The organism is Paroceanicella profunda, from assembly GCF_005887635.2.
GTDB classification, from domain to species: domain Bacteria; phylum Pseudomonadota; class Alphaproteobacteria; order Rhodobacterales; family Rhodobacteraceae; genus Paroceanicella; species Paroceanicella profunda.
Genome location: NZ_CP040818.1, coordinates 1,118,706 through 1,141,417, shown reverse-complemented (window position 1 = coordinate 1,141,417; position 22,712 = coordinate 1,118,706). Strand labels below are relative to the sequence as shown.

17 protein-coding genes are annotated in these 22,712 nt (G+C 72.8%); 7 read left to right on the top strand and 10 right to left on the bottom strand.

The window, feature by feature from the left end:
- Positions 1-388 precede the first annotated feature (388 nt).
- From FDP22_RS05130 to mbfA, 3 genes are all read right to left on the bottom strand, one after another.
- Positions 389-3,592 carry a DNA translocase FtsK gene (locus tag FDP22_RS05130; protein ID WP_430225690.1) on the bottom strand — a complete coding sequence of 1,068 codons (3,204 nt, stop codon included), beginning with the start codon at positions 3,590-3,592 and terminating at the stop codon, positions 389-391.
- Positions 3,593-3,631: 39 nt separating this feature from the next.
- Positions 3,632-4,810, bottom strand: a complete 1,179-nt coding sequence (locus FDP22_RS05125) for an aminotransferase class I/II-fold pyridoxal phosphate-dependent enzyme (protein ID WP_138575613.1) — start codon at positions 4,808-4,810, stop codon at positions 3,632-3,634.
- 572 nt (positions 4,811-5,382) lie between these two features.
- A complete protein-coding gene (gene mbfA, locus FDP22_RS05120; protein ID WP_138575612.1) occupies positions 5,383-6,357 on the bottom strand; it encodes an iron exporter MbfA in 975 nt (324 codons plus the stop codon).
- 121 nt (positions 6,358-6,478) lie between these two features.
- Here mbfA and mutS point away from each other — a divergent pair, with 121 nt between their 5' ends.
- Positions 6,479-9,145, top strand: coding sequence for a DNA mismatch repair protein MutS (mutS, locus tag FDP22_RS05115; RefSeq protein ID WP_138575611.1), 2,667 nt, complete (start codon positions 6,479-6,481; stop codon positions 9,143-9,145).
- 641 nt (positions 9,146-9,786) lie between these two features.
- Positions 9,787-10,326, top strand: coding sequence for a GNAT family N-acetyltransferase (locus FDP22_RS24430; RefSeq protein WP_170317596.1), 540 nt, complete (start codon positions 9,787-9,789; stop codon positions 10,324-10,326).
- A 28-nt stretch (positions 10,327-10,354) separates the two neighbouring features.
- Here FDP22_RS24430 and hppD read toward each other — a convergent pair whose 3' ends face one another.
- Positions 10,355-11,464, bottom strand: coding sequence for a 4-hydroxyphenylpyruvate dioxygenase (hppD, locus tag FDP22_RS05105; protein ID WP_138575609.1), 1,110 nt, complete (start codon positions 11,462-11,464; stop codon positions 10,355-10,357).
- Between the two features lie 140 nt (positions 11,465-11,604).
- Here hppD and FDP22_RS05100 point away from each other — a divergent pair, with 140 nt between their 5' ends.
- Both FDP22_RS05100 and FDP22_RS05095 read left to right on the top strand, forming a co-directional pair.
- The gene (locus FDP22_RS05100; RefSeq protein WP_138575608.1) at positions 11,605-12,075 is read left to right on the top strand and encodes an Lrp/AsnC family transcriptional regulator; all 471 of its coding nucleotides are present in this window, start codon (positions 11,605-11,607) and stop codon (positions 12,073-12,075) included.
- 297 nt (positions 12,076-12,372) lie between these two features.
- Positions 12,373-12,708 carry a response regulator gene (locus FDP22_RS05095; protein WP_138575607.1) on the top strand — a complete coding sequence of 112 codons (336 nt, stop codon included), beginning with the start codon at positions 12,373-12,375 and terminating at the stop codon, positions 12,706-12,708.
- Positions 12,709-12,728: 20 nt separating this feature from the next.
- On the opposite strand, the gene FDP22_RS05090 is transcribed toward FDP22_RS05095, so the two are convergent.
- The 3 genes from FDP22_RS05090 to FDP22_RS05080 all read right to left on the bottom strand — a co-directional run bounded on the left by FDP22_RS05090 (position 12,729) and on the right by FDP22_RS05080 (position 15,456).
- Positions 12,729-13,535 (bottom strand): SDR family NAD(P)-dependent oxidoreductase, encoded by an 807-nt coding sequence (locus FDP22_RS05090; RefSeq protein ID WP_138575606.1) that lies wholly within the window; start codon positions 13,533-13,535, stop codon positions 12,729-12,731.
- Between the two features lie 146 nt (positions 13,536-13,681).
- Positions 13,682-14,518 (bottom strand): inositol monophosphatase family protein, encoded by an 837-nt coding sequence (locus tag FDP22_RS05085; RefSeq protein WP_138575605.1) that lies wholly within the window; start codon positions 14,516-14,518, stop codon positions 13,682-13,684.
- 326 nt (positions 14,519-14,844) lie between these two features.
- Complete coding sequence (locus tag FDP22_RS05080) at positions 14,845-15,456, bottom strand: hypothetical protein (RefSeq protein ID WP_239031870.1); 612 nt, start codon at positions 15,454-15,456, stop codon at positions 14,845-14,847.
- Between the two features lie 147 nt (positions 15,457-15,603).
- Between FDP22_RS05080 and FDP22_RS05075 the strand changes: the two genes are divergently transcribed.
- The 3 genes from FDP22_RS05075 to FDP22_RS05065 all read left to right on the top strand — a co-directional run bounded on the left by FDP22_RS05075 (position 15,604) and on the right by FDP22_RS05065 (position 19,643).
- Positions 15,604-16,422, top strand: coding sequence for a metallophosphoesterase family protein (locus tag FDP22_RS05075; protein ID WP_170317595.1), 819 nt, complete (start codon positions 15,604-15,606; stop codon positions 16,420-16,422).
- Positions 16,423-16,971: 549 nt separating this feature from the next.
- Positions 16,972-17,946 (top strand): ABC transporter substrate-binding protein, encoded by a 975-nt coding sequence (locus FDP22_RS05070; RefSeq protein ID WP_138575603.1) that lies wholly within the window; start codon positions 16,972-16,974, stop codon positions 17,944-17,946.
- Complete coding sequence (locus tag FDP22_RS05065; protein ID WP_205910841.1) at positions 17,943-19,643, top strand: ABC transporter permease; 1,701 nt, start codon at positions 17,943-17,945, stop codon at positions 19,641-19,643. Before FDP22_RS05070 ends, FDP22_RS05065 begins: the two co-directional genes overlap by 4 nt.
- Positions 19,644-20,196: 553 nt before the next feature.
- Here FDP22_RS05065 and FDP22_RS05060 read toward each other — a convergent pair.
- The 3 genes from FDP22_RS05060 to hemP all read right to left on the bottom strand — a co-directional run bounded on the left by FDP22_RS05060 (position 20,197) and on the right by hemP (position 22,424).
- The gene (locus tag FDP22_RS05060; RefSeq protein ID WP_138575602.1) at positions 20,197-21,243 is read right to left on the bottom strand and encodes an ABC transporter ATP-binding protein; all 1,047 of its coding nucleotides are present in this window, start codon (positions 21,241-21,243) and stop codon (positions 20,197-20,199) included.
- Positions 21,244-21,774: 531 nt separating this feature from the next.
- Positions 21,775-22,254 (bottom strand): hypothetical protein, encoded by a 480-nt coding sequence (locus FDP22_RS05055; protein ID WP_138575601.1) that lies wholly within the window; start codon positions 22,252-22,254, stop codon positions 21,775-21,777.
- Positions 22,251-22,424, bottom strand: a complete 174-nt coding sequence (gene hemP, locus FDP22_RS05050; protein ID WP_138575792.1) for a hemin uptake protein HemP — start codon at positions 22,422-22,424, stop codon at positions 22,251-22,253. Before hemP ends, FDP22_RS05055 begins: the two co-directional genes overlap by 4 nt.
- Between the last annotated feature and the right edge of the window lie 288 nt (positions 22,425-22,712).

Here is a 22,712-nt window from a genome sequence, read left to right as displayed (position 1 = left end):
GGGCGGCCGGGTTTCAGGTGCCTGCGGCACGGCCGCACCGGGGTGCGGGATCGGGCCCGGGGTCGGGTCGGATCTGTGGTTGGGTGGTCGGGGCCCGGCGCTCGCATGGAGGGACTGTTTTCGGGCGGGCTACAGCCGCCTGCGGCACGGCCGCGCCCTGGTGAGGAAGCGGGGTGGAACGGATCGCGGTTGGGAGGCCGTGGGACCGGGCTCGCGAGGAGGCGGCGCGGGCTCAGGTGCCTGCGGCTTGGCCGGACTGCTGCAGGGGGGCCGGGCGGTTCCGGGGGTGGCGGAAGGGGAGGGGAGGCGTGCGGCGCCGGCGCCGGTGGGGCTGCCTCTTTGCCGGGCCGGGTGTGCGGGTGGCCGGAGGGCCGGCCACCCGCAGGTTTCAGCGTTCGGCGATGAGCACGTCGCGCTTGCCGACCTGGTTCGCGCCGCTCACCACGCCCTCGTCCTCCATCTGCTCCACCAGGCGCGCGGCCTTGTTGTAGCCGATGCCCAGCTTGCGCTGGATGTAGGAGGTGGAGCACTTGCGGTCCCGCGCCACGATGGCCACCGCCTGGTCGTAGAGCGCGTCTTCCGAGCTGGTGTTGCCGCCGAGGCCGAGCACCGCGTCGATGTTGCTCTCCGTGCCCTCGTCCGGCCCTTCGACCACGCCGGAGATGTAGTCCGGCGCGCCGATGGACTTCAGGTGGTTCACCACCGCCTCCACCTCCTCGTCGGAGCAGAACGGCCCGTGCACGCGGCTGATGCGCCCGCCGCCGGCCATGTAGAGCATGTCGCCCATGCCCAGAAGCTGCTCGGCGCCCTGCTCGCCCAGGATGGTGCGGCTGTCGATCTTCGAGGTCACCTGGAAGGAGATCCGGGTGGGGAAGTTCGCCTTGATCGTGCCGGTGATCACGTCCACCGAGGGCCGCTGCGTCGCCATGATCAGGTGGATGCCGGAAGCGCGCGCCATCTGGGCGAGGCGCTGGATGCAGGCCTCGATCTCCTTGCCCGCCACCATCATCAGGTCGGCCATCTCGTCCACGATGACCACGATGAAGGGCATCGCCTCGGGCTCGAACTCCTCGTTCTCGTAGATCGCCTCGCCGGTGTCGTCGTCGAAGCCGGTCTGCACCACGCGGGAGAAGGCCTCGCCACGCGCCAGCGCGTCCGCCACCCGGGCGTTGTAGCCCTCGATGTTGCGCACGCCCATCTTCGACATCTTGCGGTAGCGCTCCTCCATCTCCGCCACGACCCATTTCAGCGCCACCACGGCCTTCTTCGGGTCGGTGACGACGGGCGAGAGCAGGTGCGGGATGCCGTCGTAGACCGAGAGCTCGAGCATCTTGGGGTCGATCATGATCAGGCGGCACTCCTTCGGCGAGAGCCGGTACAGGAGCGACAGGATCATGGTGTTGATGGCAACCGACTTGCCCGAGCCGGTGGTGCCGGCGATCAGCAGGTGGGGCATGCGGGCGAGGTTGGCCACGATCGGCTCGCCGCCGATGTCCTTGCCCAGGGCGAGGGGCAGGCGATGGGTGCTCTCTCCGAACACCTTGTCGGCCAGGATCTCGCGCAGCAGCACCTTCTCGCGCTCGTCGTTCGGCAGCTCGATGCCGATCACCGAGCGGCCCGGCACGGTGGAGACGCGGGCGGCCAGCGCGGACATGGAGCGGGCGATGTCATCGGCGAGGCCGATCACGCGGCTGGCCTTCAGGCCCGGCGCCGGCTCCAGCTCGTACATGGTCACCACCGGGCCCGGGCGCACGGAGACGATCTCGCCGCGGATGCCGTAATCGTCCAGCACGTTCTCCAGCATGCGGGCGTTCTGCTCCAGCGCCTCGTCGGAGAGCTGCAGGCGCATGATGTGCTCGGGGTTGGAGAGCAGGCCCAGCGGCGGCGCGTCATAGGGCGGCTCGGCGTCGTCCTCCTCGTCCACCGCAAGGCGCGGGGCGGTTTCCGGGCGAGCCTGGCCGGGCACCGCCTGGGGCTTGTGCGGCACCGGGCGGGCAGGGGGCTCGGCGTGCAGGCGGTCATCCGCCGCGTCCTGCTCCTGCGGGTCGAAGGCGGAGCGGGGCATCAGCGGGCCGTCGTCGTCCTCGTCGTCCTCGGGCAGGGCGAGGTCGATGCCCATCGGCTCGTTCTTCACGATGCGGCGGGTGAGCGGCACGCTCTCCTCCTCCGCCTCGTCCCGCGCGGCGGGGCGGGCGGAGAGGCGCGGGCCCGGGGCGGCGTCCTCGTCCTCCGCGTCGTCCCAGCCGGGTGCGGGAGACCAGTCCTCGGCCGGGACGGGGGCCGCGGCCACCGGTTCCGCGCGGGAGCGGGCGAGGGCGAGGGTGGCGCGCAGGGCGGCCCGGTCCCTCTCCGCGGCATCGGCGTCGACGTCGAGGCGGGGCAGGGGGGCCTCGTCCTCCGCCGTCTCGTCCTCGTCATCCTCGAACACCCGGCCCCGCAGGGTGGGGATGCGGCGCTCGGTGCGCTCTGCGCGCTCGGGGCGGTCGGGGCGCTCGACCTGCAGGGGCGCGTCGTCCTCCTCGTCGTCGAACGCCGGCGCGGGGGCGCGCAGCGGCGGCTCCTCCGCGCCGCGCGTGGCCGGGCCGCTGCGCGCCGCGGCGGCCCGGCGGGCGGCCACGGCGGCAGCCACGGCGCGGTCCCTCGGGTCCTCGTAGACGGGGGCGGGCGGCGCGTCCCCCTCCTCCCCGGGAAGCGGCTCGGTGAGCGGCGGCTCGCGGCGGTTGCGGGCCTGCACGGCGGCGGAGATCCGCGCCATCAGGCGGTCGTCGTCCCGGTTGTCGGCCACGTCGTTGCGCGGGGCGGGGGCGGAGGCGCGCAGGATGGCGGCCTCCTCCCGGGCTTCGGTGCGCGCGGCGTCACGGGCCCGGGCCCGGGCGGCAACCCGATCCTGCAGCTTGCCTTTCTGGCGTGCACCCGCCGCGGCGGTGCCCGACAGGGCCTTCACCCCGAGGCCGGCCAGCGCCCGGGCGAACAGCGACAGGATCGCCAGGATCCCGGAGCCGCAGAGCCCGGCAAGGGCGCGGAATTCCGCCCAGTTCATGCCGAGGCCGAGGGCGCTGATCGCCACCACGGCCGGCGCCATCGCCAGCGTGGCGAGCTTCAGCCCGGTGCCGGTTTCCGCCGGCACCAGCGCGAGCACGTTGAGCAGCAGGCTGTCGCCGATGCGCCCGCCGAGGCCGAAGCGGTGTTCCCAGCTCTCCAGCGGCACATGCGCGGCGAGGAAGGCGGAGCCGGCGAGGATGGCGATCAGCCCGATCACGCAGCGGGTGAGCACGCGCTCCTCGCCGCGGTGGATCACCAGCCGCGCGCCCCAGGTGACCAGCATGGCCGGAATGCCCCAGGCCGCCCAGCCGAGCGCGAAGACCAGCGCGCCGGCGATGTTCGCGCCGAGGCTGCCGAGCATGTTGTGCGGCGCCTCGCCGGTGGCGTTGAAGGGCGAGGGGTCGTCCGGCGAATAGGTCGCGAGCACCGCCACGAAGGCGACGCCGAGCGCGAAGAGCGCCACGCCCAGCAGTTCGGTGCCGCGCTTGCGCAGCATCTCGCGGGTTTCGTCGTCGACCAGTTTTTCAGACCGGGGGGCCGCCATGCTCATGCCTCGTTCCTTTCCCGCCGCGGTGTTCTGCCGTTCGTCTCATCTCAACGTGTCGCGCAGCGCCGTGAGGCCGCGCGCGACCTCCGCTTCCTGCGCGACGAGGGCGACGCGGATGTAGCCCGCCCCCGGGTTTCCGCCACCCAGCCGCGCATCGCTCTCGCGCGAGAGGTAGGAGCCCGGCAGCACCTTCACCCCGGCCTCGCGCCACAGGCGGCGCGTGGCGGCCACGTCGTCCTCCACCCCCACCCAGAGGAAGAACCCGCCCTCCGGGGCGTGGTATCCGGGCAGGTTGCCGAGGATGTCGTCCGCCAGCGCGAACTTGCGCTGGTAGAGCGCGCGGCTCGCCTCCACATGCGCCTCGTCGCGCCAGCAGGCCGCGGCGGCACGCTGGGCGGGCAGGGGCAGCGGGGCGCCCACGTAGGCGCGCAGCTGCCGCAGGGCGGCGATGCTGCGCGGCCCGCCGGTCACGAAGCCGGAGCGCAGGCCGGGCAGGCTGGAGCGCTTTGAGAGCGAGTGGAAGGCCAGGATGCGTTCGCGCGCCGCATCGGCCTGCAGGGCGCCCGGCGGCGGGGCCGTGCGCCAGATCTCGGAATAGCATTCGTCGGCGAAGACGCGGAAATCATGGGTTTCCGCCAGGTCCGCCAGCCGCTGCCAGTAGGCCGCGTCGGCCACCGCGCCCTGCGGATTGGCCGGCGAGCACATGTAGACCACGGTGGTGCGGGCGAGCAGCTCGGCCGGCACGGCGGCGAAATCCGGCAGGAAGCCGGTTTCGGCCGTGGCCGGCACGTAGACCGGCTCCGCCCCGGCGGTGATCGCGGCCACCGCGTAGCACTGGTAGAACGGGTTCGGCAGCAGCACCACCGGCCGCGCGCCGGTCTTGCGCTCCGGGCTCAGCGCGAGGCAGGCGGCGAACAGCCCCTCGCGCGTGCCGTTCAGCGGCATGATCTCGCGCTCCGCGTCCACCGCCACGCCGTAGCGCCGGGCCAGCCAGGCGGAAATCGCCTCCAGCAGCTCCGGATGGCCGTCGTTGGGCGGGTAGACGCTGTACTCGTGGACATGCGCGGCCAGCACCTCGCCGAGGAACGGCGGGGCGGGGTGCTTGGGTTCCCCCAATGACATGGCGATGGGCTCTCTGCCCGGTTCCACGCCGTCGAGAAGGGCGCGCAACCGCGGAAAGGCGTATTCCGGCAGGCTGGAATACCGCTCGGGAAACTGCATGTGTGCCTCATGTGCAGGCGTCTGTCGCGCCGACTTGAGACTGCAATCTACAGGTTGGGCGGCGTCAGGTCCAGTCTCCGCCACGCAGGGGCCGGAGCTGATGCGGCGACGCCGCAGCCGCGCCTGCGCCGCAGGCCCGCGGCAACGCCCTCCGCCGGCGCCGCCACGCGGGCCGGCCCGCGCGGCCGGGCCCGAAGGCCGGGAACCGCCCGGCCCGAAAGGGGCGCGCGGAGACGCAGGACGGGAGCCCCCCGGCCCCGTCGGCTTCCGCTGCGGCGCGGCCGGCTGACAGATGCGGCGCGTGCCCGGCCCCCCCGGACTGTGGCCCGTGCCGTCTGATGCCGGGGATCTTACGGCCGCTGCCGGACGGGTGAGGGATGGCGGATAACGGAGGCCGCTGACGGATCACGGATGAAGGATGACGCGGATGTCTGAAGCCCCACGGGGGATGCGCGCCTGCAGCACTTCTCCACGGGCGGTGCGATGGCCGCCGGGGGGCTTGGCGCGCCTCGCCCCGGCATGGGGGCGGGCGCGCGCGCCGGGGCGTCCCGGCGGGGTGCTCCTCCGGCGCGTCAGCCGCCGCCGATCAGGATGCCGGCGCCCAGCACCAGCGCGCCGCCCAGCACCACCTGGAAGATGGCGCGCAGGTAGGGGGTGTCCATGTAGCGGTTCTGGATCCAGGCGATGGCCCAGAGCTCCACGAACACCACGGCGAAGGCGATCCCCGTCGCCACCCAGAACTGCGGCAGCAGGTAGGGCAGCGCGTGCCCCAGCCCGCCGAGTGCCGTCATCACGCCGGAGGCCACGCCGCGTTTCCACGGCGCCCCGCGGCCCGAGATCACCCCGTCGTCATGGGCCGCTTCCGTGAAGCCCATGGAGATGCCGGCGCCCACCGAGGCGGCCAGCCCGACGAGAAACGTCGTCCCGCTGTCCTGCGTGGCGAAGGCGGTGGCGAAGATCGGCGCGAGGGTGGAGACCGACCCGTCCATCAGCCCCGCCAGCCCCGGCTGCACCCAGGTGAGCACGAACTGCCGGCGCTCCGCGCCCAGTTCCGCGGCGCCCTCCGGCCCCTCCAGGCGCTCGGCGGCGGCGCGGGCCTTCTCCTCGTGGCGGACCTCCGCGGCGGCGAGATCGCCCAGCAGGCGGCGGGTTTCGGGGTCCGAGGAGTGCTGGGCGGCGGCGATGTAGAAGTCCCGCGCCCGGGCCTCCATCCGCTCCGCCTCGCTGCGGATGGTCTCCAGCCCGAGGTTGTTGACCAGCCACACCGGCCGGCGGGTGTAGTAGCCCGCCACGTGCTCACGCCGGATCAGCGGGATCGGCCCGCTGAACCGGGCCTGCCACAGGTCGATCAGCCGGCGGCGGTGGCCGTCCTCCTCCTGCGCCATCTCGTCGAAGGCGGCGGCGGTCTGGGGGTAGTCGGCGCGCAGCTCGTGGGCATAGGTGGCATAGATGCGGGCGTCATCCTCCTCCGAGGAAATGGCGAGCGCCAGCACCTCGGCCTCACTGAGGTCGCGGAAATGCCGACGGCCGGCGAGGGCGTTGAACATGACGGCTCCTTCTTAGAATGGTTCTAAAAACTTCTACCCCACCGCGCTTGCCCTGACAAGGCATTCCACCCCGCCGGCGGCCATGCTAGGCAGGGGGCCGATGCGAGATGGATCAGACCCGATGGACGACTCCACACCTGACGCCCCGGCCGCCGCCGTGACCCCGATGATGGCCCAGTACCTGGACCTGAAGGGCCAGTACCCGGACGCGCTGCTGTTCTACCGGATGGGCGATTTCTACGAGATGTTCTTCGACGACGCCCGCGCGGCGGCGGCGGCGCTGGACATCGCCCTCACCAAACGCGGCAAGCACGCCGGAGACGACATTCCCATGTGCGGCGTGCCGGTGCACGCGGCGGAAGGCTACCTGCTCACCCTCATCCGCAAGGGCTTCCGCGTCGCGGTCTGCGAGCAGATGGAGGACCCGGCGGAGGCGAAGAAGCGCGGCGCGAAATCCGTGGTCAGGCGCGACGTGGTGCGGCTCGTCACCCCCGGCACCCTCACCGAGGACACGCTGCTGGACGCGCGGCGGCACAATTACCTCGCCGCCTGGGCGGAGATCCGCGGCGAGGGGGCGCTGGCCTGGCTCGACGTCTCCACCGGCGATTTCGCCGCCACCGCCTGCCCGCGCCCGCTGCTGGGGCCGATGCTGGCCCGGCTCGCCCCGCGCGAGCTGCTCTGCGCCCAGGGGGCCGATGCGCCGTTGCGCGAGATGGTGGAGGAGAGCGGCGGCGTGCTCACCGAGCTGGCCGGCGCCAGCTTCGACAGCCAGTCCGCCGAGCACCGGCTGAAGGGGCTCTACGCCGTCTCCACGCTGGAGGCCTTCGGCGGGTTCGGCCGGGCGGAGATCGCGGCGCTGGGCGCGGTGGTGGATTACGTGGAGGTGACCCAGAAGGGCAAGCTCCCGATGATCCGCCCGCCGCAGCACGAGGAAGCCGGCGGCACGATGCAGATCGACGCCGCCACCCGCCGCAACCTGGAAATCACCCGCAGCCTGTCCGGCGGCCGCGAGGGCGCGCTGCTGCAGGCGGTGGACCGCACGGTGACCGGCGCCGGCGCGCGGCTGCTGGAGGCCCGGCTCTCCAGCCCCTCGACCGACCTCGACACCATCCGCGCCCGCCATGACGCGGTGGCGCATCTCATCGAGAACCGCCCGCGCGCCGACGCCCTGCGCGCCCGGCTGCGCGGCGTGCCGGACATGGAGCGCGCCCTCACCCGGCTGAGCCTGGAGCGCGGTGGCCCGCGCGACCTCGCCGCCCTGCGCGACGGGCTGGCCGAGGGCGCCGGCATCGCCGCCCTGCTCACCGGTGCGCTGCCGGACGCGCTCGCCGAGGCCGCCGCCGCCCTCAGCGGGCTGGAGGACATCACCGCGCCGCTGGAGGCCGCGCTGGTGGCCGAACCGCCGCTGCTGGCGCGCGACGGCGGCTTCATCGCCGCCGGCCACCATGCGGATCTGGACGAGGTGCGCCGCCTGCGCGACGAGGGCCGCGGCGTGATCGCCTCGCTGCAGGCCGGCTATGCCGAGGCCACCGGCATCCCCTCGCTGAAGATCAAGCACAACAACGTGCTGGGCTATTTCATCGAGACCACCGCCACCCACGCGGAGAAGATGCGCAGGCCGCCGCAGTCCGAGACCTTCATCCACCGGCAGACCACGGCGAACCAGGTGCGCTTCACCACGGTGGAGCTTTCCGGCCTGGAAACCCGCATCCTGAACGCCGGCGGGCGGGCGCTGGAGCTGGAGCGACAGCTGTTCGAGGGGCTGGCAGCCGGGGTGCGCGCCTGCGCGGCCCGCATCGCCGCCGCCGCGCGGGCGCTGGCGGGCATCGACCTGGCCTGCGGCTTCGCCGATCTGGCCGACGCGGAGGACTGGGTGCGCCCGGTGATGCAGGCCGGCGGCGCCTTCCGCATCGAGGGCGGCCGCCACCCGGTGGTGGAACAGGCGCTGCGCCGGGCCGGCGACAAGCCCTTCGTGGCCAATGACTGCGACCTGACGCTGGGCGAGAAGCCGGTCTGGCTGGTGACCGGGCCGAACATGGCCGGCAAATCCACCTTCCTGCGCCAGAACGCGCTCATCGCGCTGCTGGCGCAGGCCGGGGCCTTCGTTCCGGCGCGCGCGGCGACGATAGGCATCGTCACCCAGCTGTTCTCGCGCGTGGGCGCGGCGGACGACCTGGCCCGCGGCCGCTCCACCTTCATGGTGGAGATGGTCGAAACCGCGGCGATCCTGAACCAGGCCGGCCCCGGCGCGCTGGTGATCCTCGACGAGATCGGCCGTGGCACCGCCACCTGGGACGGGCTGTCCATCGCCTGGGCCACACTGGAGCACCTGCATGACGCGAACCGCTGCCGCACGCTGTTTGCCACGCATTATCATGAACTTACCACGCTCACGGCCCGGCTTTCCGGCCTGCTGAACGCCGCCGTCACGGTGCGTGAGTGGCAGGGAGACGTGATCTTCCTGCACGAGGTGCGCCCCGGCGCCGCCGACCGCTCCTACGGGGTGCAGGTGGCCCGGCTGGCCGGGCTGCCGGCCGCGGTGATCGACCGCGCGCGCCACGTTCTGGAAACCCTGGAGGAGGGTGACCGCGCGGGCGGGGCGCGGGCCGCGACGCTGATCGACGACCTGCCGCTGTTCTCCGTCCGGCCGCCGGCGCCGGCCCCGGCCAGGGCCGCGCCCTCGGCGGTGGAAGCCCGGCTGCGCGAGGTGCTGCCGGACACGCTCTCGCCCCGGGACGCGCTCGACCTCATCTACGAATTGCGCGACCTGCTCGGCCCCGATACCTGAAGTCTGAAGTCTGAAGTCTGAAGTCTGAAGGCTGGCGCGCCGCAGCCCTGACGCCCCGTCTTCGGGCCGTCGATCCCCGGGGCAGGGCCGCCCGGGCCACGGCCCCTGAATGCCCCCGCCCCTCCGCGTCATGATCCGTGATGCGGGGCGCCGCACGACATGGTGGTGCCCGTACCCCTGCACCGGCAGCGCCCAGGCTTCCCGCTGCAGGATTCGCCCCGAAAGTCGCCCCGGCGCCCGGGGGGCGGCGCCGGGGCGGGGGCGGAGTGACCCCGGGTCGAGGGGGGGGATATGCCGGAGCCACTCCTGCGGAAGACACGCGGTCCGGCATCCGGGGAGGGCCGGGCCGAACGTGGTCGCGGTGTCGGGGAGACAGGGAAATCGTCCGACACTGCAGCCGCGCATCCGGTGGGCCGCCTTCCGCAGTCCCCGTTCCCCGGCAAGCCCGGTGCACGGGGTTTCGTCTTGCGCCACCCGCACCGCCTTTCTGCACCGGGCCCGGCCCGGCTGACTGTGCGAACCCGCACATATCGGCCGAAACCTGTGCCGTGGCGCGGCGCCCCGGTGCAGCGCGGGGGCTTCCCAAGGGCCCGGCCGGCTCTGTATCCTGCTCCGGTCAGGCCGCAGAGGAGCCCCCGGGCATGGACATCAGGACCGATTTCACTCCGGGCGACCTCGGCGCGATCATCGCGCTGCACGCGCGCTACTACGCGCGGGACTGGGGCTTCGGCACCGTGTTCGAATGCAACGTGGCGCTGGGCCTCGCCAGCTTCGCCGCGCGGCGCGGGCCGTCGGACCTCGTGCTCGTCGCGCGGGACGGGGAGGGGCTGGGCGCCTCGCTGATCCTGGACCTGAACGACCCCGATTCGGGCGAACGCGGCGCGCATCTGCGCTGGTTCATCACCGCGGACCGCTGCCGCGGCACCGGCCTGGGGGGCGAGCTGATGCGCCGGGCCATGCACCACGCGGACACCCACGCCGCGGGCCGCGCCTGGCTGACCACCTTCGAGGGCCTGGCCCCGGCCCGCCATCTCTATGAGCGGCACGGCTTCGCGCTGGCCCGGGCGCAGACGGGCACGGGCTGGGGCACGGAAGTGGTGGAGCAGGAGTTCCGCCGCGCCGGCCCCTCCGCCCGGGACGCGCATAAAAAGAACCCCGGAACGCGGTGGTCCCGGGGCTGAAGGCGTTCCTGCGGCGGCGAGGGCCGCCTTATTCCGCGGCGGTGCCGATCACCCCGCGGTCGATCTGGTCCTGCTCGATGGACTCGAACAGGGCACGGAAATTGCCCTCGCCGAAGCCGTCATCGCCCTTGCGCTGGATGAACTCGAAGAAGATCGGCCCGATGACGGTCTTGGAGAAGATCTGCAGCAGGATGCGGGTCTCGCCGCCGTCCACCACGCCCTCGCCGTCGATCAGGATGCCGTGCTTCTTCAGCTTCTCGATCGGCTCCTCGTGGTCCTTCACCCGGGCATTGCTCATCGCGTAATAGGTCGCCGGCGGCGGCGGCATGAACTCCAGCCCGCGGGAATGGATCTCGTCCGTCGCCTTGTAGATGTCATTGGTGGCCACGGCGATGTGCTGGATGCCCTCGCCGCGATACGCGCGCAGGTATTCCTCGATCTGGCTGTGAGCGTCGGCGCTTTCGTTGATCGGGATGCGGATGCGGCCGCAGGGCGAGGTGAGCGCCCGCGAGAACAGGCCGGTCATCTTGCCCTCGATGTCGAAATAGCGGATCTGCCGGAAGTTGAAGATATCGGCGTAGAAGTTGAACCAGGTGTCCATGTTGCCACGGTTCACGTTATGGGTCAGGTGGTCGAGGTAGAAGAAGCCCACGCCCTCCGGCCGCTCCGCCACGCCGGGCAGGCGCTCATACTCGGCGGCGTAGGGCGAGCCCTTCGCGCCGTAGGTCTCCACGAAGTAGATCAGGCTGCCGCCGATGCCCTGGATTGCCGGCACGTCCAGCACCTTGTCGTCGCCCTCATAGGGCTTCGCGCCCTTCTCGATGGCGCGGTCATAGGCGTGCTGCGCGTCGACCACGCGCCAGGCCATGGAGGGCGCGCAGGGGCCGTGGGCTTCCACGAAGCGCATGCCGAAGGAGCCCGGCTCGGCGTTCAGCACGTAGGTGATGTCGCCCTGCTGCCACAGGGTGATGTCCTTCTCGCGGTGCTTTGCGGTGCATTCGAACCCCATTTTCGCGAACAGGCTGCGCAGGGCCTCCGGGTTCTCATGGGCGAATTCCACGAACTCGAACCCGTCGGTGCCGGCGGGGTTGTGCTTGCTGATCTCGGCTGGCGGCGCGTCATGCGGAAAGGGGCCCATGTAGTCCTCCGGTTCTGTGATGTGTTTCCGCGATGCTCTGCCGATTGCGATGCGCTGAGTGCGCATAATGCCCGCCTGAATGCGAGACGATGCGTGCTTTGCGCATCCACAAGCGGCAGCGCGCGTGATATCCTCAAACCATGGCTGACCTGGACCGAATCGACGCCGCGCTGCTCCACCACCTGCAGCTCGATGCCCGCCTCACGGCGCAGGACCTCGCGGAGCGGGTGAACCTCTCGCCGAGCCAGTGCGCGCGCCGCCGCCAGCGGCTGGAGGAGGCGGGGATGATCCGCTCCTACCGCGCCGTGGTGAACGCCGCGAAGGTGGGAGCCACGGTGGAGGCCTTCATCCAGGTGGTGATGGCGGCGCACAACCGCGAGAACGCGCGGGATTTCGTGGCCCGCATGCAGGTGACGGCGGAGGTCGTCGCGGTATGGACCCTCACCGGCTCCACCGATTACCTGCTGCGGGTGTTCTGCGCCGACCTGCCGGCGCTGAACCGGCTGGTGCAGGACGTGCTCCTGCCGCATCCCGCCGTGGCGCGGGTGCAGAGCCAGATCGTGATGGAGCGGCTGAAGGACAACGCCCCGGTCGGCGTCCACCCCGGCTGAGCCCGCGCGGGCTTAACCGTTCCGCAAGCAGTGCGGGCGGATAACCGGCTGGCAAAACGGCGGTTCCGCCGGGTGGGTGTATCGGACGGTCGGGGCGCATGCGCCCTGCTGCGCCGACGGTCCGGGCCGCAAGGCCCTGTCCGGCGACAGGGGAGAGTGAGCTTGGACGGTGCATCCGCTCCGGGATGGCAGGGCGGCGATCAGTCGGCGTCCGGGACTGGCGTTCGGCCTGACGGCACGGCGCCCGCGGCCGCCGACACGGGGTTCGAGATCCTCGTGGCGGAGGACACGCCGACGATGCGACTGGTGATTCGCGGCTTTCTCAGCAAGGCGGGGCACCGCGTGACCCTGGCCGCGACCGGGGCCGAGGCCTGCGCCGCGCTGGGCCGGTCGTGCTTCGATCTCGCGATCATCGACCTGCTGATGCCGGACATGGACGGCGACGAGGTCGTCCGCCGCCTGCGTCACGGGCGTTCCGCGCAGGCGGGCCTGCCGGTGCTGATGCTCACCGCCGCCATCGACCCGGACAGCTCGGACCGGGTCGAGGCCTGCGGCGCGGACATGCGCCTGCACAAGCCGTTCCGCCGGGACGATCTTCTCGGCGCCATCGGCCGGTTGACGGCCGGGCGCTGAGGCGGGCCCGCGCCCCGGGCTCAGACCAGGCTGTCGACCACGCCGCCATCCACGCGCAGCGCGGCCCCGGTGGTGGCCGAGGCAAGCGGCGAGGCGGCATAGACGGCCAGGTTCGCCACTTCGTCGACCGTGGCGGCCCGCCCGATGATCGAGGTCGGCCGGTGGGCCTTCACGAAATCCGCCGCCACCTCCTCCAGCGACCGGCCGGAGGCCTCGACCTCCGGGCGCAGCATCTCGGCCACGCCCTCCGACAGGGTGGGGCCGGGGAGAATGGCGTTCACCGTGACCCCGGTGCCGGCCATGCGCTTGGCCAGCCCGCGCGACAGCGCGATCAGCGCGGTTTTCGACACGCCGTAGTGGATCATGTCGGCGGGGATGTTCAGGCCCGATTCGGAAGAGAGGAACTGCACCCGCCCCCAGCCGCGGGCCTGCATTCCCGGCAGGTAGGCGCGCGACAGGCGCACGCCGGACATCACGTTCACGTCGAAATAGCGCTGCCAGTCGGCGTCCTCGGCGTCGAAGAAGTCCTGCGGGCCGAAGATGCCCACGTTGTTGACGAGGATGTCGCAGTCGGGCCGCGCGGCGACCAGGGCCGCGCAGCCCTCGGCGGTGGAGAGGTCCGTGGCCACGCCGCTCACCGCCTCCGCGCCGCGGCCCTCTCCCAGTTCGGTGCGGATGGTGGCGACGGCCTGGTCCACCGCTGCCTGGCTGCGTCCGTTCACCACCACGCGGGCACCGGCGCCGGCGAGCCCCCGGGCGATGGCGAGGCCGATGCCGCCGGTCGAGCCGGTGACGATGGCGGTCTTTCCGGAAAGGTCGATTCGCATGGTGGTGACTCCTCGCTGGGTGCGTTCGGGGGCGCGTTGCCGCGCCCGCCCGGGAGGCAGGCCGCCGCGCGGCGCGGGCGGACACGCTCTGCGAGAGGTAAGTGACGCGCGCCGGCGCGCAAGGGCGCCGGCGGGGGATTTCCGGATCAGCCGAGCTGAAGCGGCAGGACGGCGGCCAGCGCTTCGCGGACCTCCTGCCAGGTGTCCATGTCCGCCGCGGCGATCAGCGTCGCCGGAGTGGGGACGCCGGGGCGCCAGGCCGTGCCGTCCGACAGTGCGGCATGGCCGCCGGTTTCCGACAGGATCAGCAGGCCGGCGCAATGGTCCCAGGGCTTCAGCCCGGCGGCGAGCGAGAACTGCGCGCCGCCCTCCGCCAGCATCCGATAATCATAGGCCGAGCACTGCAGGTTCATCAGTCGGGTGCCGGGCGCGAGCGCGCGCACCGCGCCGACATGTGTGGGGCTGTCGAACATCGTGTGCGGGAAGAGCCCGGTGGGCTGGGCGCCGCGCCGGCCGGTCTGCTGCAGCCGGGCTGCGGGGCCTCCGGGGCGCTGGCGCCAGGCGCCGCCGCCGGCGCGGGCGTGGAGGAAATCGCCCTCGAGCGGGTAGTGGATCAACCCGGCGATGGTGTTCCCGCCGGAGAGCACCGAGACCATGGAGCCGAACACCGGCAGGCCGTTGGCGAAGTTCCAGGTGCCGTCGACCGGGTCGATCACGAACAGCAGCGGGTCGGCCGCATAGTCGAAGCCCGGTTCGGCGGTTTCCTCACCTGTCACCCGTGCGCCGGGAAAGCGGCGGAGCAGTTCCTCGGTGAGGCGGGCTTCCGCGCGGGTGTCGGCCACGGTGACGAGGTCGGCCGGGCCGGTCTTCTCGCCGATGTCGCCGGCTCCGAGGCCGCGAAACCGCGGGGTGATCTCCTCCGCCGCGATGCGGGCCATCATGTCCATGACCGCCGCCATCTCGGCGGCTCCGAACCCGGTCATGCGCCCTGCCCCTGGCCAGAGGCAGACACGGCAGGTCTGGCGCCCGGACGGGCGCGCGGGGGGAGGCGGTGGAGGAGCATGTGACTGGATCCGGATCTGGAAAGGCGGGAGGCGCCATCATGCCCGGAAGGCCCGGAAGCACAATCCCTCCCCGGACATGGGGCCGTCCCGTCCCGACCGGCCCCTGCGAAGACCGGACATCCCCCGGATGTCGGCCCTCCTCAGAGCCGGATGTCGGCCCCCTCAGAGAAGGTGCCCGTGCTTCCGGTCGCGTCAGGGCGGCCCGGCCGCCTCGGGACGGGGCGGAAACCGCGCCGCAGCCCGGGTCACATCAGGTTCACGCCCTGGCGGCGGGCCAGCTCATCAAGATTGATGTCGAAGGTGATGGCGCCGATCTTCTGGCCGGACCTGTCCGTGAGCGTGAGGCTCACCTGCCCGATCCAGACGGCCCATTCGGGCACCCACTCGACCTCGCCGATATGCACCGCGTCCGGGCCGATCGGGTAGGTCTGCAGGAACTTGTCCTCGTCGCCCTGCCAGAAGTCGCTCGTCGGCGCGGACTGGCCGACGTTCAGCCCGTTGCGGTCCATGGCGAAGATGGCGGTGAGCAGCCCGATGCGATCCGACTGGATGCGGATGAGGTAGATCGACAGGGGCCGGGACAGGGTCATGGCGATGAGCGGCTTCTCCACCGACTTGCGTTCCGTGCGCCACTGGGTGTCCAGCCGGTCGATCTCCGATTGCGGAAGCTCGCCGTAGCGCGCGTTCTGCCCGGCGACCGAAAGCTCGATGATATCCGCTTTGCCGATGTCGCGCAGATAGGCGATCACCCGCGGTGTGATCAGGGTTGTGATGTCCGGCGGCGTATCCTCTCCCGCGGAGGCGGGCCGGAGGGCCGACAGGGCCAGCAAGGCCATGACGCAGAGGAAGCGAAGCATGAAACGGTCTCCCAGAAAACCCGTGAGCGGCCATTTCACCCCATACGCCCTGACATGCGGTTAACGTGGCCGGCCGCGGCCTGTCATAATTCCGTCGCGGCCGCGGGGCAGAAGGGCCGCGCTTTTCCCAGCCCTCCGGAACATGACATGACCCGCTTCGTGCATCTCACCGACCTGCATTTCTCCGCCAGCCCGGCGGATGACCCCGACCTGCGTTCCGACACGCCGGCCACGCTGGAGGCGGTGCTCGACAGTCTTGACGGGCTCAGCCCCGCGCCGGATTTCGTGTTGCTGACCGGGGATCTCACCAATCATGGCGAGGCGGAGAGCTATGCCGGGCTGCGGCGGCGGCTGAAGCGCCTGCAGGCGCCGGTGATCGCCGTGCCGGGCAACCATGACGCGCGCGGGGCCTTCCGCTCCGCCTTCCTGCGCGAGGACGCCTCCGAGGCCCCCTGCCTGAGCGAGACGGTGCTGGCCGGGGCGCATGTGATCGGGCTGGACAGTTCCTGGCACGGGCATGTGGGCGGCCGGCTGGAACCGGAGCAGCTCGCCTTCCTCGACGCCGCGTTGGACCGGCATCCGGGCCTGCCCAAGCTCATCGCCATGCACCACGGCCCCGCGCTTTCGGACGCGCCGGAGGCGGAGTGGGAGAGCCTGACGCGCGCCGACACCGCCCGGCTGGGGCAGGTGATCGGCGGGCGCCCGGTGGCGGGCATCTTCACCGGGCACATCCACCTCGACAGGCTGGCGATCTGGCTGGGCATTCCGGTGATCACCACGACGGGCCTGCACTGCACGCATGATCCCCGCCCGGGGCCGGACCTTGTGGCGCTCTCCGGCGCGTCCGTGGCGCTCTGCGCGCTGGCGCCGGAGCTGAGCGTGACCTGGATGCCGCTGCCCTCCGACCGCCGGGAGATCGCCCGCATTCCGCGCGCGCTCATCGCCGGGCATGACGCCACGGCTTGAGGGCGGCAGCGCCCGAGGGGCGGCGGGCTGTCGGCGCCTGAGGGGCGCGGCGAGCGGCCGGCGGCAGAGGGGCGGCTGGCTGTCGGCGCCTGAGGGGGCGCGGCGAGCGGCCGGCAGCAGAGGGACGGCGGTTGCCGGAGCCTGAAGCGGCGCAACGTGCTGCCGGTGGCGGAGGGACGACGGGTTGCCGGAACCTCAGGCGGCGCGGCGCGCCTGACGGAGCCTTGGGGAGCGCGGCGGGCTGCCGACACCTGAGGGAGTGCGGCGGGCTGCCAGCCGCAGAGGGGCGGCCGGTTGCCGGAGCCTGAAGCGGCGCACCGGGCTGCCGGGGCCTGAGGGGCAGCAGGGTGCCGGGGCCGGAGGCGCGCGGGCGGCGGATGCGTGGCGCGTCGTCCGGCGCGGCCGCGTGGCGGCGGAGGGCGCCCCCGGGGGCGCGGCCCGTCACCGAACTGTCACGGTTCTGTCGCGTGCGGGCCACGGGCCGGGGGTAGGCGGCGGGGGAGAGGGGCCCGCGCGCCCCGCCCCGCTGACATCTGACCGGAGCGCCCGATGAAAACCCTGCTTTCCGCCGCCGCCCTTGCCTTCAGCCTCGCCTCTGCCGCCGCTGCGGCGGACGGCAATCTGGTGCTCTACACCTCCCAGCCCAATGCCGATGCCCAGGCCACGGTGGATGCCTTCACCGCCGCGAACCCCGGCGTGGAGGTGGAGTGGTTCCGCGACGGCACCACCAAGGTGATGGCCAAGCTCGCCGCCGAGTTCGAGGCCGGGGACCCGCGCCCCGACGTGCTGCTGATCGCGGATTCCGTCACCATGGAGGGCCTCGCCGCCGAGGGCCGGCTGATGGCCTACCCGGAGGCCGACACCGCCGGCTACGAGGACGGGCTGATGGACCCCGAGCACATGTGGTTCTCCACCAAGCTCATCACCACCGGCATCGTCTACAATACCGCGGCGCCCATGGCGCCCACCTCGCTTCAGGACCTGCTGAAGCCGGAGGCGAAGGGGCAGATCGCCATGCCCTCGCCGCTCACCTCCGGTGCCGCGGCCATCCACATGGCGGCGATCACCGGCGCCGAGGGGCTGGGCTGGGACTATTACCAGGGCCTCGCCGACCAGGGCACCCGCCCCACGGGCGGCAACGGCGCCACCTACAAGGCCGTCGCCGGTGGCGAGAAGCTCTACGGCTTCCTGGTGGACTACCTCGCCATCCGCGAGGCCGCGAAGGGCGCCCCGGTGGCGTTCGTCTTCCCCGGGGAGGGGGTCTCGGCGGTCACCGAACCCGTCGCCATCCTTTCCACCGCCCGGAACCCGGAGGCGGCGAAGGCCTTCGTGGACTTCCTGATCTCGCGCGAGGGGCAGGAGCTGGCGGCCCGGCAGGGCTACCTGCCGGCGCTGGGCGACGTGACCCCGCCGGAGGGTTTCCCCGCGCGTGACCAGATCCGCCTGTTGCCCTTCGACGCCGCCGCGGCGCTGAAGAACGACCAGGCCGACAAGCTGCGCTTCGTCGAGATCTTCGGCGAGTGATCCGCCGGCTGACGGGCGAGGGCGGTGCCCTCGTCCTGCTCGCCTGCCTCGGCGCGCTCCTGCTGCTGGTGCCGCTGGGGCGCCTGGCGCTGACCGGGCTCGCGCCCGGCGGCGTGCCGGACGCGGGCCCGCTGATCGAGGCGCTGGGCGCCGGCTCCACCCGGCGCGCGCTGGTCAACAGCCTGGTCTCGGCCGGGGCCTCCTCGGTGCTGGCCACGCTGGCGGGCGGGCTGATCGCGCTGGCCATCGGACTCACCGACATCCGCGGCCGCGGGGTACTCACCTTCCTCGTGCTGCTGCCGATGATGATCCCGCCGCATGTGACCGCCATCGCCTGGATCCAGGCCACGGGGCCCGCGAGCCCGCTCCTGCTGCTGCTCGGCCTCGCGCCGGCGCCGGGCTCGGAGAACCCGCTCTATTCCGCCGGCGGGGTGATCGCGCTGCTCTCGGTGCAGAACACCGGGCTCACCTTCCTCGTGGTGCGCACCGGGCTGCGCGCCCTGCCGCGCGACATGTCGGAGGCCGCGCGGGTGTTCGGCGCCGGGCCGGGGCGGATGCTCTCCCGCGTGGTGCTGCCGCTGGTCGCGCCCTCGCTGATCGCGGCGCTGGCGCTGGCCTTCGTCTCCGGCCTGGGGAATTTCGGCATTCCGGCGCTGCTGGGCATCCCGGCGCGCTTCACCACACTGCCGGTGCTGATCTGGCGGCGGCTCACCAGCTTCGGGCCGGGCATGCTGCCGGACGTGGCCGTGCTGGCGGTGATCATCGGCGCGGTGGCGCTGCTGGCGGTGCTGGCGCAGCGCCGGGCGCAGGCGCGCGCCGGCGTGTCGCTCACCGGCGCGCCGCAGCCGGCGCTGGCGCTGCGGCTGGGCGGGGCGCGGCCCTTCGCCGAAGCCGCGCTCTGGGCCTGGGTAGCGGCCACGCTGGCGCTGCCGCTGGCCGCCCTCGTCTCCACCGCGCTGGTGCCGGCCTACGGCGTGCGCCTCTCGGCCGACACCGCCACGCTGGAGAGCTTCCGCGAGGTGCTCTTCGTGCAGGAGGCCCCGCTGCGCGCCTTTGCCAATTCCACCCTGCTGGCCGGGGTGGCGGCGGCGCTGCTGGCCGCGACGGCGGTGCTGGCGGGCTATTTCGCCAGCCGCCCGGCCCGGCTGCCGCGCGCGGTGGCCGGCGGGCTCTCCACCCTGGCGGACCTTGCCTACGCCATCCCGGGGCTGGTGATCTCCATCGCGATGATCCTCGTCTTCCTGCGGCCGCTGCCGGTGCTCGGCGTGTCGCTCTACGGCACGGGGGGGATCATCCTCGCCGCCTATCTCACCGCCTTCATGGCCATCGCGCTGAAGCCGGTGGCGGCGGCCTATGCGCGGCTCGACCCCGCGCTCGACGATGCCGCCCGCACCTCCGGCGCCGGGTTCTCGCGGCGGATGCGGCGCATCCTCGGCCCGCTCACCGCGCCGGCGGCGGCCTCGGGCGCGATCCTGGTCTTCCTCACCGCCTATAACGAGGTCACCGTCTCCGCCCTGCTCTGGTCCACCGGCAACGAGACCATCGGCACCGCGATCTTCAACTACGAGGACAGCGGCGCCACCCCGCTCGCCGCCGCGATGTCAGTGATCACCGTGCTCGCAACCCTGTGCCTGATGCTTCTGCTCGATCGGCTGGGCCGCCGCGCCCCGCCCGGCGTGGTGCCCTGGCGGGACTGAGCCGGGGCGCCCCGGACGGCAGGCCGACGCGCGCCGCCGCCGGTGGCGCACGGCTCGGCCGCTCCCCGCGCCACGCCACGGACAGGTCCGCACCCGGCCCCGGAGGGCGCCGCCACGCCCGTCGCCCGCACCGAGCCCTGCCGCGCCTCCGCCAGGCACGAAGGGCCGCGCCCGACCCTGGGTGGGCGCGGCACCGCTCGTGGTCTGCGGTTTATCCCGAAAGTCCCGGACGAGGGCTGAGCCTCGTCTGACATCGCCATCGCGCCCTCCCGGGGGGAGGGTCGGGCGCGGCCCGGGCTGGTCGCCCGGGCGGGAGGGCCGGCTCGGCGCGGGGACATCCGAGAGGCTCCTGAGGCAAGGGCACCCCACCGCGGCGCGAAGGCCCGCAGGTGGTCCCGGTGCAACAGCCGCGCCGCAGGCGCGGCCCGGCCCAAACCGCAGGAGACGCGCCCGCGAGGGCGGGTCGACGGAGGGCGGGAGGGCTCCGGCTCCGCTCGCAGGAGGCCTGCCGCCCGGGTGATGGGCCCGGAGGGCGGCCGCCGGTCGCCCGGCCTCAGCCCTCGGGCAGCAGCCAGCCGCCAGTGACGCGCAGCGGCACGGTCTCGCCGGGTGTGAGGCGGGCAGGGGCGGCGACGGGCAGGGCGCTTGCCCAGCCCTCCGGGCGGGCCCGGCCCTCCCAGATGCCGCCGCGATAGCGCACGCTTTCCAGCCGCGCCGGCAACCCGCCCTCGGCAATGCGCACCTGGCCCGGGCGCAGCAGCACCGTGCCGGTGCCGCGGGTGGTGCCGGGCCGGCAGCCCACCTCGGCCGCGAGCCCGTTGCCCAGCCGCACCTGTGCCCGCGCCCCCCCTGCCGAGAGCACCTCGGCCGGGATCACCGCCCCGGTGCCCACGAACCCCGCCACGCGGGAGGAGACCGGCCGGTCATGCAGCTCCTCCGGCGGGGCGACCTGCAGGAAGCGCCCCTCCTCCATCACCGCCACGAGGTCGGACAGCGCCATCGCCTCGCGCTGGTCATGGGTGATGTAGAGCAGCGTGGCGCCGGAGGCCCGGTGGAAGGCGGTCAGCTCCTCCTCCATCGCGCCGCGCAGGTGGGGGTCGAGATTGGCCAGCGGCTCGTCCATCAGCACGGTGGCGGCCCGGCTGGCGAGGCAGCGCGCCAGGGCCACGCGCTGGCGCTGGCCGCCGGAGAGCTCGGCCGGCTTGCGTTCGGCCAGCGGGGTGAGGGCGACGGTGTCGAGATGTTTCGTGGCGCGCGTGGCGGCCTCGGCGCGCGAGGCGCCGGCGGTCTCGATCGGGAAGGCGACATTCTCCCGCACACTCATGTGCGGCCAGAGCGCGTAGGACTGGAACACCACCGCCACCCCGCGCGCCTCCGGCGCCACATGCACGCCCGGCCCGGCCACCGGCCGCCCGGCCAGCGCGATCCCGCCCGAATCGAGCGTCTCCAGCCCGGCCACCAGCCGCAGCAGCGTGGACTTTCCGCAGCCCGATGGCCCGAGCACGGTGAAGAAGGCGCCCTTCGGGATATCGGCCGACAGTCCGCGCAGCGCCGGGCTTCCCGAGAAGCTTTTGCGCAGCGCGTTCAGATGGATGGACATGCGTGCCTCCCCCGCGTTCCGCGGAAGGCATAGCGCCTCCCGCCCCGTCAGGGCAAGCGCCGGACGCCCCCGGCAGGCGAATGACCGCGCGCCGCGGGACAGGCTCTGCCCGAACCGCGAGGCGGGCCGGAGGCTGCCGGACGAAGCCGTGCGGGGCCTGCGATCCGGCCCTACCGCTGCCACTCCGTGCCGCCGGTGCGCCGGGGACGGCTTCCCGCTGCACTGGCCGGGCTCCCGGCGGTTGCGCGCAAACCCCGGCGCTTTCGCCGGGCCTCCGGGAAACCGCTGGGCAACTGCTGGCATTTCGGAGGGGCAGGTGACAGATGCTCCCCCGGCCCGCGCACCCTCACGCGCCGGGCCGAGACCGGAGAGCCGGCCGCCGGAAGCGGCGCCGCCGGGCAAGGCAGACGGGCAGAGCTGACGGGCCGGGGAACAGGGAGCCGTGGAGGGGGGCCGGTAAGCCACGCAGGGCCGGCACCCTGTCCGGAGCGCGCATGCCCGTCCCGCGCCGGGCGGGGCGCGGAAAGGCGCTCAGTGCATGCGATGCTGCCTGAGCTGCACCACGTTCGGAGCGGAGAACGGGTCCCCCCCCGCGGTGCCGAAGCTGGTCGCGGTGCGCAGGGCCGCGGCGATCACCACCGGCAGCACCTTCGGTGTCACGAACAGCGCGGCCACCAGCCCGGCGTCCTCCGTATGCCCCTCATGGGCATAGGACACCATCTGGGCGAAGGCGGCCTCATCCCCGCCGAAGCAGGAACAGGCCACGCCGTGTCGTTGCAGCGGACGGCGGGCATTGCGCAGCACCAGGCCCATCAGGCTCTCGAAATTGCGCAGCGCCTGCGCACCGCGCACGGTGCCGAGGCGGCTGGCGAGGTCCTGCCAGACCTCGGCCTGCCCCTCGGGCCCGTCACACCACAGCCGCAGGTAACGGACCACCTGCATCTCCAGCGGGGGCAGTTCGGAGACCACCCCCACCGGTGCAGACCCGCGAGCGCGTTGCGCCGGGGTCATTTGGTCAGGATCAGCTTGCCCTGGCGGGTGATGCGCAGGGTGTAGATGTTGCCGTTGAGGGTGATGCGCGCTTCCCGGCCGCCGTCGGTGAGCACCCGTGCGTCGTGCACGCAGGGGCTGTTGGCGATGGCATGGGCGGCAGAGGCGTCAGCGATGGATGCGACATTCATTCCCGAATCTCCCTTGATGGCGTCGATACGCCGAGAACTGGCCTGGACCGGCAGAACCAGCCGCGGCCGCGTGGCGAGCGGGCGGCGCAGGTCCGCGGTGGATGCACTGGCGGAGGATGTGGACTGCATGGATCAAATCCCGGTCTGAGCATGGTCCGGGCTGCCCCGGGGTCGGGGTGGCTAGGCGATGAGGAAAGTCTTACAAAAATGGTCGGGTAGGTCAATCCCGATTTTTTTGATAGGATTATCTGGTGGACAAAATCAGTCGGATTTGCGTTGAAAGTCAAT